General features: G+C 53.0%; 12 protein-coding genes. All 12 read right to left on the reverse strand.

The features are described 5' to 3' along the window. Positions 1–140: 140 nt before the first annotated feature. Complete coding sequence (locus A0V43_RS13835; protein ID WP_063193362.1) at positions 141–1,757, reverse strand: MDR family MFS transporter; 1,617 nt, start codon at positions 1,755–1,757, stop codon at positions 141–143. Next, a complete protein-coding gene (locus A0V43_RS13840; protein ID WP_063193363.1) occupies positions 1,742–2,665 on the reverse strand; it encodes a TetR/AcrR family transcriptional regulator in 924 nt (307 codons plus the stop codon). The genes A0V43_RS13835 and A0V43_RS13840 overlap by 16 nt, the downstream gene beginning before the upstream one ends. Next, positions 2,658–2,798: a hypothetical protein gene (locus A0V43_RS19865; protein ID WP_011232673.1), complete on the reverse strand. Its 141-nt coding sequence runs from the start codon at positions 2,796–2,798 to the stop codon at positions 2,658–2,660. The genes A0V43_RS13840 and A0V43_RS19865 overlap by 8 nt, the downstream gene beginning before the upstream one ends. Before the next feature lie 207 nt (positions 2,799–3,005). Then, the gene (locus tag A0V43_RS13845; RefSeq protein ID WP_063193364.1) at positions 3,006–3,878 is read right to left on the reverse strand and encodes an ROK family protein; all 873 of its coding nucleotides are present in this window, start codon (positions 3,876–3,878) and stop codon (positions 3,006–3,008) included. 162 nt (positions 3,879–4,040) lie between these two features. After that, positions 4,041–4,862 carry a carbohydrate ABC transporter permease gene (locus A0V43_RS13850; protein ID WP_015375924.1) on the reverse strand — a complete coding sequence of 274 codons (822 nt, stop codon included), beginning with the start codon at positions 4,860–4,862 and terminating at the stop codon, positions 4,041–4,043. Then, positions 4,862–5,833 (reverse strand): carbohydrate ABC transporter permease, encoded by a 972-nt coding sequence (locus tag A0V43_RS13855; RefSeq protein WP_063193365.1) that lies wholly within the window; start codon positions 5,831–5,833, stop codon positions 4,862–4,864. Before A0V43_RS13855 ends, A0V43_RS13850 begins: the two co-directional genes overlap by 1 nt. Positions 5,834–5,893: 60 nt before the next feature. Then, positions 5,894–7,189, reverse strand: a complete 1,296-nt coding sequence (locus tag A0V43_RS13860; RefSeq protein ID WP_063193366.1) for an ABC transporter substrate-binding protein — start codon at positions 7,187–7,189, stop codon at positions 5,894–5,896. 605 nt (positions 7,190–7,794) lie between these two features. Then, entirely contained in the window at positions 7,795–9,336 is a 1,542-nt protein-coding gene (locus A0V43_RS13865; protein ID WP_063193367.1) for an AraC family transcriptional regulator, read from the reverse strand. Then, on the reverse strand, positions 9,314–10,783 hold the full coding sequence (locus tag A0V43_RS13870) for a sensor histidine kinase (protein ID WP_063193368.1): 1,470 nt from the start codon (positions 10,781–10,783) through the stop codon (positions 9,314–9,316). Before A0V43_RS13870 ends, A0V43_RS13865 begins: the two co-directional genes overlap by 23 nt. Before the next feature lie 58 nt (positions 10,784–10,841). Then, on the reverse strand, positions 10,842–10,976 hold the full coding sequence (locus tag A0V43_RS20815) for a hypothetical protein (protein WP_255396861.1): 135 nt from the start codon (positions 10,974–10,976) through the stop codon (positions 10,842–10,844). 154 nt (positions 10,977–11,130) lie between these two features. Next, the gene (locus A0V43_RS13875; protein ID WP_063193369.1) at positions 11,131–12,144 is read right to left on the reverse strand and encodes a sugar-binding protein; all 1,014 of its coding nucleotides are present in this window, start codon (positions 12,142–12,144) and stop codon (positions 11,131–11,133) included. 517 nt (positions 12,145–12,661) lie between these two features. Continuing rightward, a complete protein-coding gene (locus A0V43_RS13880) occupies positions 12,662–13,474 on the reverse strand; it encodes an RpnC/YadD family protein (RefSeq protein WP_063193370.1) in 813 nt (270 codons plus the stop codon). Between the last annotated feature and the right edge of the window lie 42 nt (positions 13,475–13,516).

Raw genomic sequence — 13,516 nt, forward strand, 5'->3', positions numbered from 1 at the left:
ACCCGCCCGGCGAAATGAGCGGCACAAAAGCAAACCGACGCCTACCTTTGGATGCCTCATCGCTCTTTTGTTCGTTGCCGCCCACAAAAAAGGCGGCCCGCCTTCTCGCCGAAAAGGCGCGGTCCGCCGTTTCCTTTTCTTCACTCAGTCTCTTTTGCCTGCTTCAACGGCTTCATCGCCTCAGCCCGATCGGACAAGGCGATCCGTTTCAAGCCGAACACCAAAAGCAAGCCCACCGCGATAAACGCGAGCCCGAACCAAAAGACCGCCTGCAGGGAATCGACAAGCGACTGCTTCAGCACCGGCACGAACATGTCCCGAAGCGGCGCTGGAATTTTCGCCATCGCTTCCGGACTGAGCAAGACAGAATACAATCCTTGCGGGTCGGTATGAATCATATCAGCAAAGCGGTCGACAAGCCCTTTCGCCTGCGCCGGCAGCGCTTCAAGCTTTGGCATGAGCCGCTCGTCAAGCAAAGTGCTCGAACGATGATTCATGATGGCCCCGAGCACTGTCATGCCAAACGTCCCACCGATCGAGCGGAAAAATTGGCTTGAAGATGTCACCACGCCAAGCTCCGATTTCGGAAAGCTTTCTTGCAAAGCAAGCGTTAAAATCGGCATCACGAGCCCTGTACCGAGTCCAAGCACGATCATATACAGCGTTGCCGTCCATTTTGACGTATCGACATCCATCGTGCCAAGCAGCCCGAATGCGGACGCCATAACGGCCATGCCGATGATCAGCTGCGGCTTCACCCCGATCCGGTATACCAGTCGACCGCCAAGGACGCTGCCGATAATCATCGTAATCATCATCGGTGTCATAATCGTTCCTGACTCTGTGGCACTTACCCCAACCACCCCTTGCATAAAAAATGGGACGAACATGATGGCTCCGAACATACCGACGCTCATGAAAAAGCCGATGCCGTTTAACAACGTAAACGTCCGGTTGCGGAAGAGCCAAAGCGGAATGATCGGCTCCTCCGCCCGCTTTTCTGCCCAAACGAACAAGGCGAAAAAGATCACCGCCGCCGCAAACAGCGAGATGATTTGCCATGAGCCCCACGCATATTGGTCACCGCCAAATGTCAGCCCAAGCAATAAGCTGACGACACCTGCCGTCAGCGTCGCCATCCCGGCAACGTCGAATTTCACTGGCCCTTCAGCTTTATATTTGCTTAACCCCATCGCAATCAGCACGGTCGCTAAAATGCCGACCGGCAAGTTAATATAAAACACCCAACGCCAGTTCAAATGATCGACGATAAAGCCGCCGATTTGCGGGCCCAGCACTGAAGCGAGACCGTACAGACCACCGAACACTCCTTGCCATTTCGCCCGCTCTTTCCCCGTAAACACGTCACCAACGACAATCATTGCCATCGGCATCATAATCCCGCCGCCGATTCCTTGAATGCCGCGGTAAATGATGAGCTCGGTCATATCGTTCGCCATGCCGCAAAGCGCCGAACCAGCCATAAAAATGACCAACCCGCTCACATAGACAATCCGACGACCCAATAAGTCGGCGAGCTTGCCGGCGATCGGCACGACCGTCGTTGACGTCAACATATACGCTGTCGTCAGCCACGTCATAATCCCCAATCCGTGAAGCTCCCCGACGATGCGCGGCATCGCCGTGCCGACGATCGTCCCGTCTAATGCCGCAAACAGCATGGCAATGATCAGCCCGGTAATGAGCAACGGACGATGACGAATGGTGATCGCTGGCACTGTTACCGCTTTTTCCATACTTCTCTCTCCCATCCGTTTTGTCGTTGGTATTCATCCATTTCTTTGACCAATGCATCCAAAGCCGGCGCCAGTTGAGGCGTTTGTTGATGACGCAAATACAACAGCAGCGCTTCGACGATATAGGCACGGGGCGGCGCGTGCCGTCCAAGCAGCTCTTCCTCCAGCGCCGCTATGGCTTCCAGCACATCGTTCCCCTGCTTCGGATTGAGTCCATTGGCGGCCTCCCGGACGGCGGCGAACGCCGAAGCCAGCCGCTCCCGCTGACGCTCTCGCTCCTGCTCCTCCATCTTCACCCATGGCGCAAACGACTCTTCCGTCAAAAGCGGACGCTCCTCAGCCGTGAAGCTAGCGACAATGGCATCAATGCGCCGCACAAGAAAACGAGCTGCCTCGTCCGCATCAAACGCCTCCTCGCGAAAAAAGAAGTAAAACAAATATTGCCTGATGATGCCGTTCGTCATCATGGCCACATCATACACATACGGACCAACCGCCTTGCCATAGACCTCCGCTAGGCGCGTGCAATACCATAAAAAAAGGCGCCCATGCTGGCGGAACATATACCGTTCCACTTCCGGATTGACTTTCGGCAATTGCTCCGACATCATCATACGCAAAAAGTCTTTGTACTCGCGAATGTGAGAAAAATGGGCAGCCAGCTGGCGGACAAACCGCTCTTTTTCCGTCCCTTCCCCGCCGTCCGCCATGAAATCAGCGACCATTTTTTCGCTGTAGTAGCGGAGCACCGAAAGCAACAACTCCTCCTTTGAGGCGAAATGGTGATAAAACGCTCCTTTGGAAATCCCCCACGCCTCGACCAAATCTTGAATGGAAGTGGTGTGATACCCTTTTTCAGCAAACAATTTCAACGCCGCCTCAATAAATTGGGCGCGCCGCTCATCCATGGCAGCCACTCATTCCTTTCCCATTCGTCCTCATCCACTGCCGATACGACGGCAGCAGCGCGCGCGGTTTCACTAAATCGGCGCGCACACCTTGTTGTTGCAGCCATTCCACCAACCGTCGAGCATGGATCATTGTCCTCGCCTCCATATCACCCATGACCGGATGGTCAAACTAATTATAAACTAATGTTATACAGATTTGCAACTCAAAAACGATATTTTTTTGACCAATAGGTCGATTTTTGAACGAGTTTTTTGAACAGTCGGTCAGAGCCCCTGCCTTCAAACAAAAAACAAACGGCCCCACCGCCTGATTGAAGACGGTGGACGGCCGTTCTTGCTATTCGATCGCCCTCGCCGCAAGCGCCAACGCGCCCGCCACGCCGGCGTTGTCGCCAAGCCCTGGGAGGACGATGTACTCATCGATCTTCTCGAGAATCGCTTCGTGCTGAATATAGCCGCCAAGCAATTCCTGCACATGACGGCGCACAAGCGGCAGCACGTGCGTCTGCTTCATGACGCCCCCGCCCGTGATCACCTTTTTCGGCGATAAAATGAGGATGTAGTTGGTGATCGCCTGGGCAAGATAAAAGGCTTCCAACTCCCATACTTCATGGCGGTCCGCCAATTCCGCCCCCTTTTTCCCCCAGCGCCGCTCAATCGCGGGGCCGGACGCCATCCCTTCCAAGCAGTCGCCATGATACGGGCAAATGCCGGCAAACGCGTCATCCGGATGGCGGCGGACCAACATGTGGCCCATCTCCGGGTGAAGCAGCCCATGCAACAGGCGGCCTTCGATGATCGCCCCAACGCCGATGCCGGTGCCAACCGTCATGTACAGGCAGCTGTCAAGTCCTCGCGCCGCCCCCCAGCGCTGCTCGCCGAGCGCCGCCGCGTTGACATCCGTGTCAAAGCCGATCGGCACGGGAAAATGTTGCTTTATCGCGCCGACAAAATCGAAGTTTCGCCACGCCTGTTTCGGCGTGCTCGTAATATACCCATACGTCGGGCTGTCCGGGCGCAAATCAACCGGGCCGAATGACCCGATCCCGATCGCCTCCACGTTGTGGGGGCGGAAAAAATCGATAACGTGCGCCATCGTCTCTTCCGGCGCCGTCGTCGGAAACACCGCCCGTTCATGGATGTTGCCGTGTTCATCGCCAACGGCGCAGACAAATTTCGTGCCTCCAGCTTCAATGGCTCCCAAAATCATATGTACGCCTCTCTTTCTTCATCTGCTCTTTTGTTGTATCTATTTTACTGGAAAAAGGGAGAGGACATCAATGGCAAAAAGCCGCGGATCAGCGGCTTTTTGAAACATAGGGAAATCGATTCTATTGTCCGCCGGGGTTGTTGATCTACACCGCTGATCGGCTCACCCCTTCACCGACCCCGCGAGCAAGCCGCGGACGAAGTATTTGCCGAGGAAAATGTACACAAGCAAAGTCGGCAGCGCGGCGAGCAAGGCGCCTGCCATTTGCACGTTCCATTGGACGATTTGGCTGCCGGATAAATTTTGCAAGGCGACCATGATCGGCTGTTTGTCGGATGTCGTGATCGTCACCGCGAACAAAAACTCGTTCCAAATGTTTGTAAACTGCCAAATCGCCACGACGACGAACCCGGTAATCGACAGCGGAAGCATAATATATCGGAAAATGCGGACAAACCCTGCACCGTCGATTTTCGCCGACTCGATCATCTCATCCGGTATCGCGGCGTAAAAATTGCGGAACATGAGCGTCGTAATCGGAATGCCGTAGACGACATGGACGAACACGAGCCCCGGAATCGTGTTGTACAGCCCGATTTCGCGCAAAAACTGGATGAGCGGAATGAGAATGCTTTGATACGGGATGAACATGCCGAACAAAATGAGCGTAAAGAGCGTATCCGCTCCTTTAAACTTCCATTTCGACAGCACGTAGCCGTTGAGCGCCCCAAGCAGCGCGGAGAGCAGCGTCGCCGGCACGACGAGCAAAATCGAATTCCAAAAGTTCGGGGCGAGCTTGTCAAACGCTGTGGCGTAGCTGCTCCAATCGATCGTTGACGGCAGTTTCCACATGTCGGCCAGTGTCACTTCATCAAGCGGCTTCAAGCTCGTGGCGACCATGACATACACCGGCATGAGGAAAAACACGCTCATAGCGATGGCCAATGCGTACAAAAACGGCCGCGCCCACACGGATCTCGCCATCACGATCCCCCCTTCCGGCTTGAGATAAGATACGGAACGATAAAGATGGCGACCGACAGCAGCATCACGATCGCAATCGCCGCGCCGTTGGCGTAATAGTTGCCGCGGAACGTCGTTTCAAACATGTATACGCCCGGCACATCGGTGACAAAGTTCGCCCCCGGCCCGGTCATGGCGTAAATCAAATCGAAAATTTTCAGCGAAATATGGGCCATAATGATGATGACGCTGACGGTGATCGGCCGCAGCAGCGGCAAAATGATTTTCCAATACAATTGAAACTCGGTCGCTCCGTCCATCCGCGCCGCTTCCCGCACTTCATCCGGAATGGCGCGCAGGCCGGCGAGATACATCGCCACCGCAAATCCGGTCATTTGCCAGACGGCCGCCACGACAACGGCAATGATGGCGACAGGAACGCCAAATTCGATTTTCCCCCAATGGAATCCGCCAAGGATGTTCGTATCCGTATACCATTTTCCATCAAGGCCAAGCGGTTTCAAAAATAGATTCACACCCGTTGACGGGTTGAACAGCCATTGCCACACGACTCCGGTGACGACAAATGACAAGGCCATCGGGAAGAAGAAAATGTTGCGGAACAGCGACTCGCCGCGCAGCTTTTGGTCAAGCAAAATGGCAAGCAGCTGGCCGAGCACGATGACGGCGGCGATAAACAACACCGTAAACACGAGCGTATTGCGCAAGTCGGCCTGGAAGCGGAAATCATGAAACAAATACAAATAGTTTTTCAACCCGGCAAACGACCAATCCGGTACAAGGGAGTTCCAGTTGCTCAAGGACACATACCCCGTCCAGCCGATAAACCCGTACACAAATAAGAAAATCAGTACGACCGACGGCGCCAAAAATGCGGCGGCCAGCCAATGGTCGGCTGTCCATTTCCGCTTTTTCCGCACCGTAGGGACAGCCGCTGTCTTCTCGGCTGGCGTGATGTTGACCGTTTCCACTACGATTCCCCCTCATGATGGCGAAAAGGGAAGAGAATGGCTCCCGTCCCCTTTTCTCCATTATTTCTTCAGTTCTGCTGCAGCCGAAGCCAACGTATCGATGAACGTCTTCACATCTTTTTGCGTCACGAAAATGTTGACGGCCTGATTGACCTTCGTGACAAACCCTTCCGGCGCTGCTGAACCGTGCGCTAAGCTCGGCGCCAGCTCCGCTGTTTTGAAGTCTTGCATCGTTTGTTTGCCGTATTCATCGTACTTGGACGGATCCGCGTCGATGCGGGCCGGGATGGAGCCTTTCAGCGGGTTAAACGCATCTTGCCCTTCCACCGAGCCAAGCACCGCTAAAAATTTCTTTACATCATCCGGGTTTTTCACGCCTTTCGGCAGGCCGAACGTATCAGTGATGACCATAAACTTGCCTTCCGTATTCGGCACTGGCACATAGCCGAAGTCTTGGTTCACCTTCAATTTCAAATCGTTAACAAAATAGCCTTTCACCCAGTCTCCCATCACGTACATGGCCGCTTTTCCTTCGGCAACGAGCTGGGCGGCGTCTTGCCAGTTGCGCGAGCTATGGTCTTCGTTAATATAACCGAGCATTTTCTTAAACGTCTCGACGGCTTGTTTCACTTGTGGGTCGTTAAACGACAATTCGCCCGTCCAAAGCTTCTTGTAGTTTTCCGTTCCGAGCGTGCCAAGCAGCACGTTTTCAAACAGGTGCGTCGCCGCCCACGGCTCTTTGTCGCCCAAGGCGAGCGGCGTAATGCCTTTTGCTTTCAGCTTATCCGCCACTTGGAAAAACTCGTCGAACGTTTTCGGCGGCTGGAGTCCGTTGTCGGCGAAGATTTTTTTGTTGTACCAGAGCACGTTGCCGCGGTGAATGTTGACGGGCACGGAGTAAATGTTGCCGTCTTTGCTTACCATATCGATAAGCGCTTTCGGGAATTTGTCCATCCAGCCTTCTTTTTCATACAAATCGTTGAGCGGCTCCATTTTGCCAGCCGCAACCCAGCCTTCATTCAGCTCCGCTCCGCCGTGCACTTGGAACGTTGATGGCGGGTCGTTCCCTTGCATGCGGCTCGCCAACACCGCCTTGGCGTTCGTTCCGGCCCCGCCGGCGACCGCGGCGTTTTCGACTTTAATATCCGGATATTTTTCTTGGAACAGTTTGATGAGCGCTTTTAAGCCGTCTTCCTCGCCGGCTCCGGTCCACCAGCTGAAAATCTCGAGTTTCTCTCCCGCTTTTTGGCTGCCTTGTTTGGCGTGATCGGATGAAGAGTTCGAGCTGCTGCAGCCCGACAGCGCCATCCCAATTCCAAGCGCCAACGCCAGCCATGCGGATGCTTTCTTTCGCATGTTCCTCCCCCTTTATTCTCTTTTGAAAACCCTTTCAACAATGATTGTATCATGCACCACTCCTCTGATTCCGACTTGATTTCTTCACTTTTTTGCGTTTTTCTTCACTTTTTTGTTGTGGAGCAAAAACGAAAAGCGGTTTGTCGATGAGACGGGTGAGGCAATGGAAAATGAGGATGAATCATGCAGTTTCTCCATTGGAGAAACTGCATGCCCCCGATGTTTCTCAAAATCGCTGGAAGGCAAACAGCTGATGTTCAACCGTCTTCTATAGGGCTGGTGATTTCGTGCAAAATACTGCCAGTTTCATCTGTTTCTCAATTAGAAAAACCTTGCAGGATCAGCTTTCTTTTTTAGCAAAATGCCGCTGATTTGCTCGTGACAGCCGTTTTTCACCGGCCTTCTCTATTCACGCAGGAACGCTCTGTTTCAATAGTGGAATGTAAGTGGTGGATCATTGACAAGTCACGACAGCTGCCTCATCAGCCTCCCTTCTTTTCAAACCGTTTGCCCCCTCAACGGGAGAGCGGGCGCACAGCACTAAAAAAGCCCGCGCAATTCAGGGCAAGCCCATAGGCTTCTCAATGTAGGCGAGGCTGCACCCGCTACCGCCTCTGCAGTTTTTTCCGGTATTCACTCGGCGACCAGCCCGTTTGTTTTTTAAACACGCGGCTGAAATAGTTTGGGTCATTGTAGCCAACCGAAAAACAAATTTCTTTTAAACTGCAATCGGTGCGAACGAGCGCTTCTTTCGCCCGTTCGATGCGCACGTTCGTCACGTAATCGATAAACGTGATGCCAAACTGCTCTTTGAACAGTTTGCTGAAGTAATGCGGGCTCATCCCAACGTGTTCGGCCACCTCTTCAAGCGTCAGCGGCTCGGCATAATGGCGGTCAATGTAGTCCTTCGCCTTGCCGATTTTGCCGTGGGCTTGCTGCTGGCGCCATACTTCCACCTGTATGACGATGCGGTCAAGCTCATCAACCATCGCTCGTCTCAATTCCTCCTCTGAACCGCAGGAGGAAAACGAAGAAGTTCGTTCATAACGAACACCTAGCTCAGCAAGAAAACGGGCAAGCGAAACGAACAGCTCATCCATCTTACGCCATGCCGCCGAGAGAGAATAGGAAGAGAGAAGCTCATCGACATAAGCGAAGCTGAGCATTCGTGCTTGTTCGCTGTCACCAAGGCGCACCGCCTCAAGCAACTGTTTTTCCTGCTCGGCTTCCCTTTCCGGACGCATCGCTTCCGCAGGCAAAAACCCAACCCGCGCTTTTTGACGTTTAGCATAATAATGGACAGCCGACAGCGCCTCGTAATACGATGACCGTAACTCATGAAGGTGCAAAACCGGGGAGCCAAGCCCGATATAAAGCGTATCATTATAGCGAAGGGCGAACTGGCTGACCAGTTCGAGCGCCAACGACTGTGCAGCCGGCCGCCAGGCGATCGCAGCATCATGATCGCTTTGGAACAACAGCACCGGCAAGCGTCCGTTCGCCATCCAGCCCGTCATATAGCGAACAGGCGTCTGTTCGCTGAGCCGTTCCTCCACCCATCGCTTCCATTCTTCCGCCCGGTTGCCAGCAGGAAACTGAATGACGAGAAACATCCCTGAAACGACGGAAAATGGGAGCAACTCCTCCCACCGTTTCCACTCATCTGCCGGCACATCCTCGATCATCAATACGGACAACCATTCTTTTTCAACGAGCGTCTGCAAACGGTGAAATCGTTCTGCCAGCTGACGGTGCTGCTCTTCCGCTTGCCGCTTGGCTGCCGCTTCCTCGCTCACCCGCTGCAGTGCGGAGATGACGTCCTCCTTTCGGCTTGGCTTTACTAAATATTCCTTCACACCAAAGCGCATGGCTTGCCTAGCATAGTCAAACAAATCAAAGGCAGAAACGATGATAAAAGAAATGTCCAAATCGAACTGACGGATCGCTTCGATCGCCCCGAGCCCGTCGAGGCCAGGCATTTTAATGTCAATGAGCATCACATCGGGGCGATATTGTTTGGCAATCTCAACGGCCTCACGCCCGTTGGCGCCTTCCGCTATGACTTCAGCATGCGGGAGATGGCTGCCGATCATTTTGCGCAACGCTTTCCGTTCGAGCGCCTCATCATCCACGATCGCTACTTTCACTGCTCATCCCTCCTTGCCATCGCGGCAATAATAACCGAATGGTTGTCCCCTTTTCCGGCGCTGATTCAATTTCCGCCACGTCCGTCACTCCGTAAAACAATTGCAGCCGACGGATGACATTGCGCAGACCGATGCCGGTCGAATGGCCGCGCCCTTGCTCACGGCGCGCCGACGTCTCTTCGCCGCGAATAAACGCCTCGAGTTCCGCTTTCATCCGCTCGTCCATGCCGACGCCATTGTCCTTCACTTCGATGACGACCCGATCATGTTTTTCACAAATGGATACGGTCAATTCGGCTCCCCGTTCGTACGATTCGATGCCATGAATGAATGCATTTTCAATCAGTGGCTGCAATGTAAGCGGCGGAAGCCGTTGATCAAGGCAGGCCGATTCCGCCTCAATGGAAAACTTAATCCGATCAAAAAAGCGCGTTTGTTGGATGAAGAAATATTCGCGAGCGATGCATACCTCCTCAGCAAGTGCCACCGTCCGCTGCAAGTCCCCTAAGTTGTAACGCAAAATCGCCGCCACTGCTTCGATGAGCCTTGATGTTTGCTCAGCCTCTTCTAAATACGCCATCTTGGAAACGGTGTTGAGCGTATTAAACAAAAAGTGCGGATTGATCTGGCTTTGCAAACTTTTCAGTTCAAGTTCTTTCACGAGCCGGTCAAGCTCCGCTTTTTGTTTCATTTCTTCGATCAGCTGCCTTAAATTGCGGCGCATATCATTAAATGTGATCGTAAGCAGCCGCAGTTCGTCGTTCGTTGTCGGCCTCACATCCGGTCCATCGAGCCGTCCGGCACCGATTGCCTGAGCTGCATGCGCGAGGTGGATGATCGGCTTCGTCAAACTGCCAGAGAAAAACACAGCGAGCAGCACACCGAGGCAGAGTGTTGTCGCAAACAGACCCATCCCCATATACCGGAAATAGCGGTTGCGCCGCTCGACTTCATCATACCGCTGTTGATAAGCCGTTAACTCATCGTCGATGAAGTTTAACGTTTCTTCTTGCAAAAATAAGGCGATATTCATCGTTTCATGCAGATGGGATGAGTACAAACCAATATTTCCAGACTGAAAATGATAGACCGTGAGCGCCGCTTCCTCTAACAAACTTTCAATCATATGTTCATAGTTTTCTGCCGCCAGCCGGTCGGACAGCACTGGCAAGATGGCGCCGAGCTGCCGGCGGCGTTGCTGCAGCCAGCGGAACTCCCGCTCATACGCGCGCGCGTATCGTCCTTCTTTTTCCGAGACGTACGCATTGAGTTGTTCGGTCATCCGATTCGTCCGCTGCGACACCTCATTCAGCAACAGCAATCGGCGCATCCGTTGATCATAATCGCTCATCATCTCTTCGCTCGTTTGGTACAAAAGAAACACCGCTCCATTTAACAAAAGCAAAAAAACGGTAAAACAAAGCAGCATCTTCGTGCGGATGTTCATCCTGGCTTTCCCCCCGCTGTCCCCAGCGCTTTGTTGTCTGCACCATCCCCGTGCCGTTTCAAGCTAAAACGGATTCCAACGTCAAGCTGATCGAACCGATGAAGGCGCCGCCGCGTTCAAATGGGCGTACTTGAATGCGACAGCCATCCATATTTTCATCGCACACCCCACCGTTTTGACGGCGCTCCCCCATCTTCCGCCGCTTTCCGTTCACCCTGCCAAGCTGTTGTTCGAATAGAACGTGCTGTTTCCCAAATCAGAGTCGCATTGACTCCTCTTTGCACACAAGGAACGATCAAGAAAAACACTTTTTTACTCGTTTTCTATAGGAGCTGCAAATGCCAACGTTATGGCGTGTTGACCTCATAATTGCGCGCCGGGCGCAGCGGCAAGTCTTTTTTCCGAATGACTTTCGTCTCCGTATTCGTCACCGCCGGCACGTCTCTCCCGGCGACGATCTCGGCCATCATTTTGACAGCCTTGTATCCCATTTCATACGGCTCCTGCACCACGGTCGCCGCAATCGTTCCTTTCTGCAAATAGCGGATCGTCTCAGGAAGCGTATCAAAACCAATAATATACGTCTTTTGCTCCCGATGAAACTGCTCGACCACCTTGGCAACGCCAATCGCATCAAGCGCGCTCGTGCCGTAAAACGCATTCACATCCGGGTGCTTTTTCAAAATCGTATACGCCTTTTCCGCGGCTTGTACACGCGTAATGTGCGACTCTTCGATGGCAACGATGCGGATGCCTTTTTCCTGTCTCACCGCATCCTCAAATCCGCGCACTCGCAGCTGTTGGTGCGCCGCCGTCAAACTGCCGGTAATAATCGCGACCGTCGCTTTGCCCTTCGTATCCTCAGCTAACGCCCGTCCCGCGAGAAAACCGGCATAATAATTATCCGTTCCCACATAGGCGACACGTCGGCTCGTCGGGGCATCCGTATCGATTGTCACCACAGGAATATTCTTGTCCGTGATTTCGTTAATCACTGGGACAAATTCCGCTTCCGTCAACCCTTGTGTGATAATCCCATCGACTTTCGCTGCTGCGGCTTTTTTCAAAATGCGCAAATGCTCATCAATATTCGCCTGCCGCGGACCGATATACTCGAGGTCAACCCCCAGTTCTTTCGCCGCTGCTTTCGCTCCTTTTTCCACGAGCCGCCAGTAATCATTATCGAGTTCTTCTGGCACAAGCACGAAATGATATGCCTCTTTTGTTTTTTCCGGAACCCGTTCCTTCTCTGATTTCGGATACGCATACACGTTCCAAGCGCAATAGGCGGTGAAGGAAGCGCTTGCAAAGAGCAGGGCGATGCCGCCCCCGTAAAACAGCCGTTTCCACCAATCGCACATCTTGATTCCTCCTACCGCCATTGTACACGAACGTCGGGGCGCTAGCCTAGAAAAAAGAAAATGGATGCCGTGTCTCTCCTTTCTTCCCGCCTGCCGCGGCCGCACATCGCTCTCCTCTGCTTCTCGATGACAGCAAAAGCTTGTATAGATATAGATGCAACGAAGAAGGTGAACAGATCCTTGACGGAAAAGCGGTTTGTCCATTTTCGACTGTCGAAGGCAAGCCAAAGGCTTGCCCCGTCACGCCAAGGCGTGACGGAAGACCGAACAACCACCTGCTTCACAGACCCATCTATGGGTCTGGAAGCGGCGTTGTTCGGTCGCCCGACAGTCGATAAAAGCTGCAAATGGTCAATCTTCAAATTGCATCTATATGAAATACAAATAGGGGTCAGTCTGGCCGTCATCATTCGCCATGCGGCGGTGGCCATGCCCATCATCAAGTGCAGAACGAGCAAAAAAAAAAAACGCCGTTCCGAAACAGATTGGCTGCATTGGAACGGCGTCTCCCCATTTTTTACTCTTTCAACTTTTCCACCGCCTCCACTGGCAGTCCGGTCAACTCACAAATCGTTGGCACATCATATCCTTTCCCTAACATCCGTTTCGCAACGTCCATCTTGCCTTTTTCCATCCCCTTTTCCACCCCCCGTTGCTCGTACGACACGATGAGATCCATCACTTTTTTCGCTTCCTTCGTTTCCATTTCGTTCACCTCGTTTCGCAATTCGAGTTCCTCTTGTTCGGACAACCGCAAATACGTCTCAAAAAAGCCAAACAACAGCCGCTGTTTCGCTTCATCAAGCTCCAAACGGACGAGCATGCGCAAAAATTCTCTTTTCACGGCCACTCTTTCACTTTCATTATACCCCATTTTGCTTAACAGAGCGGCGGCGACCGGGTTATCGTGGCGAATGTACTCGCGCCATGGCAACTTGCGCAGTTCAACGGTAAGAAAGCGGAAATCGACAACGGTTAGGAACGAAAACTGGATGGTGAACGAGGACAGTTCATCGCGGATGGCGTCATAGCTGAAGATGGCAACGGGCAGAATGCGGCGGCGGTATTTTTGAAACAAACGGCTGACATAAAGGAACATGTGCTCGGGAAACGCCGGCTGCGTGTAGCTTTGGTGCTCGATATGGACGATGATCAGCCCGGCTTCCCCCTTCAACTTTGTTTCCACTAATAGATCGACACGGTGCTTTTCGCCAGCTGCCACATCCGTAAACACCTCTTCGGACAAAAAGGAGATGTGGCGGAAGTCGACTTGTTCATACACATGCGGGAAAAACAGAAGCAAAAACTCTTCAAAAAACGTCGACAACAACTCCGTGACATACTCCCACCACCTACGCTTCGCTTAGAGGTG

It is taken from the genome of Geobacillus sp. JS12, assembly GCF_001592395.1.
GTDB classification, from domain to species: Bacteria; Bacillota; Bacilli; order Bacillales; family Anoxybacillaceae; genus Geobacillus; species Geobacillus zalihae.

Coding starts and splice junctions, on each gene's coding strand:
- A0V43_RS13845 (WP_063193364.1), bottom strand. CDS start 3,878: ATGATTTTGGGAGCCATTGAAGCTGGAGGCACGAAATTTGTCTGCGCC.
- A0V43_RS13835 (WP_063193362.1), bottom strand. CDS start 1,757: ATGGAAAAAGCGGTAACAGTGCCAGCGATCACCATTCGTCATCGTCCG.
- A0V43_RS19865 (WP_011232673.1), bottom strand. CDS start 2,798: ATGATCCATGCTCGACGGTTGGTGGAATGGCTGCAACAACAAGGTGTG.
- A0V43_RS13860 (WP_063193366.1), bottom strand. CDS start 7,189: ATGCGAAAGAAAGCATCCGCATGGCTGGCGTTGGCGCTTGGAATTGGG.
- A0V43_RS13840 (WP_063193363.1), bottom strand. CDS start 2,665: ATGGATGAGCGGCGCGCCCAATTTATTGAGGCGGCGTTGAAATTGTTT.
- A0V43_RS13870 (WP_063193368.1), bottom strand. CDS start 10,783: ATGAACATCCGCACGAAGATGCTGCTTTGTTTTACCGTTTTTTTGCTT.
- A0V43_RS13875 (WP_063193369.1), bottom strand. CDS start 12,144: ATGTGCGATTGGTGGAAACGGCTGTTTTACGGGGGCGGCATCGCCCTG.
- A0V43_RS13850 (WP_015375924.1), bottom strand. CDS start 4,862: ATGGCGAGATCCGTGTGGGCGCGGCCGTTTTTGTACGCATTGGCCATC.
- A0V43_RS20815 (WP_255396861.1), bottom strand. CDS start 10,976: ATGGGGGAGCGCCGTCAAAACGGTGGGGTGTGCGATGAAAATATGGAT.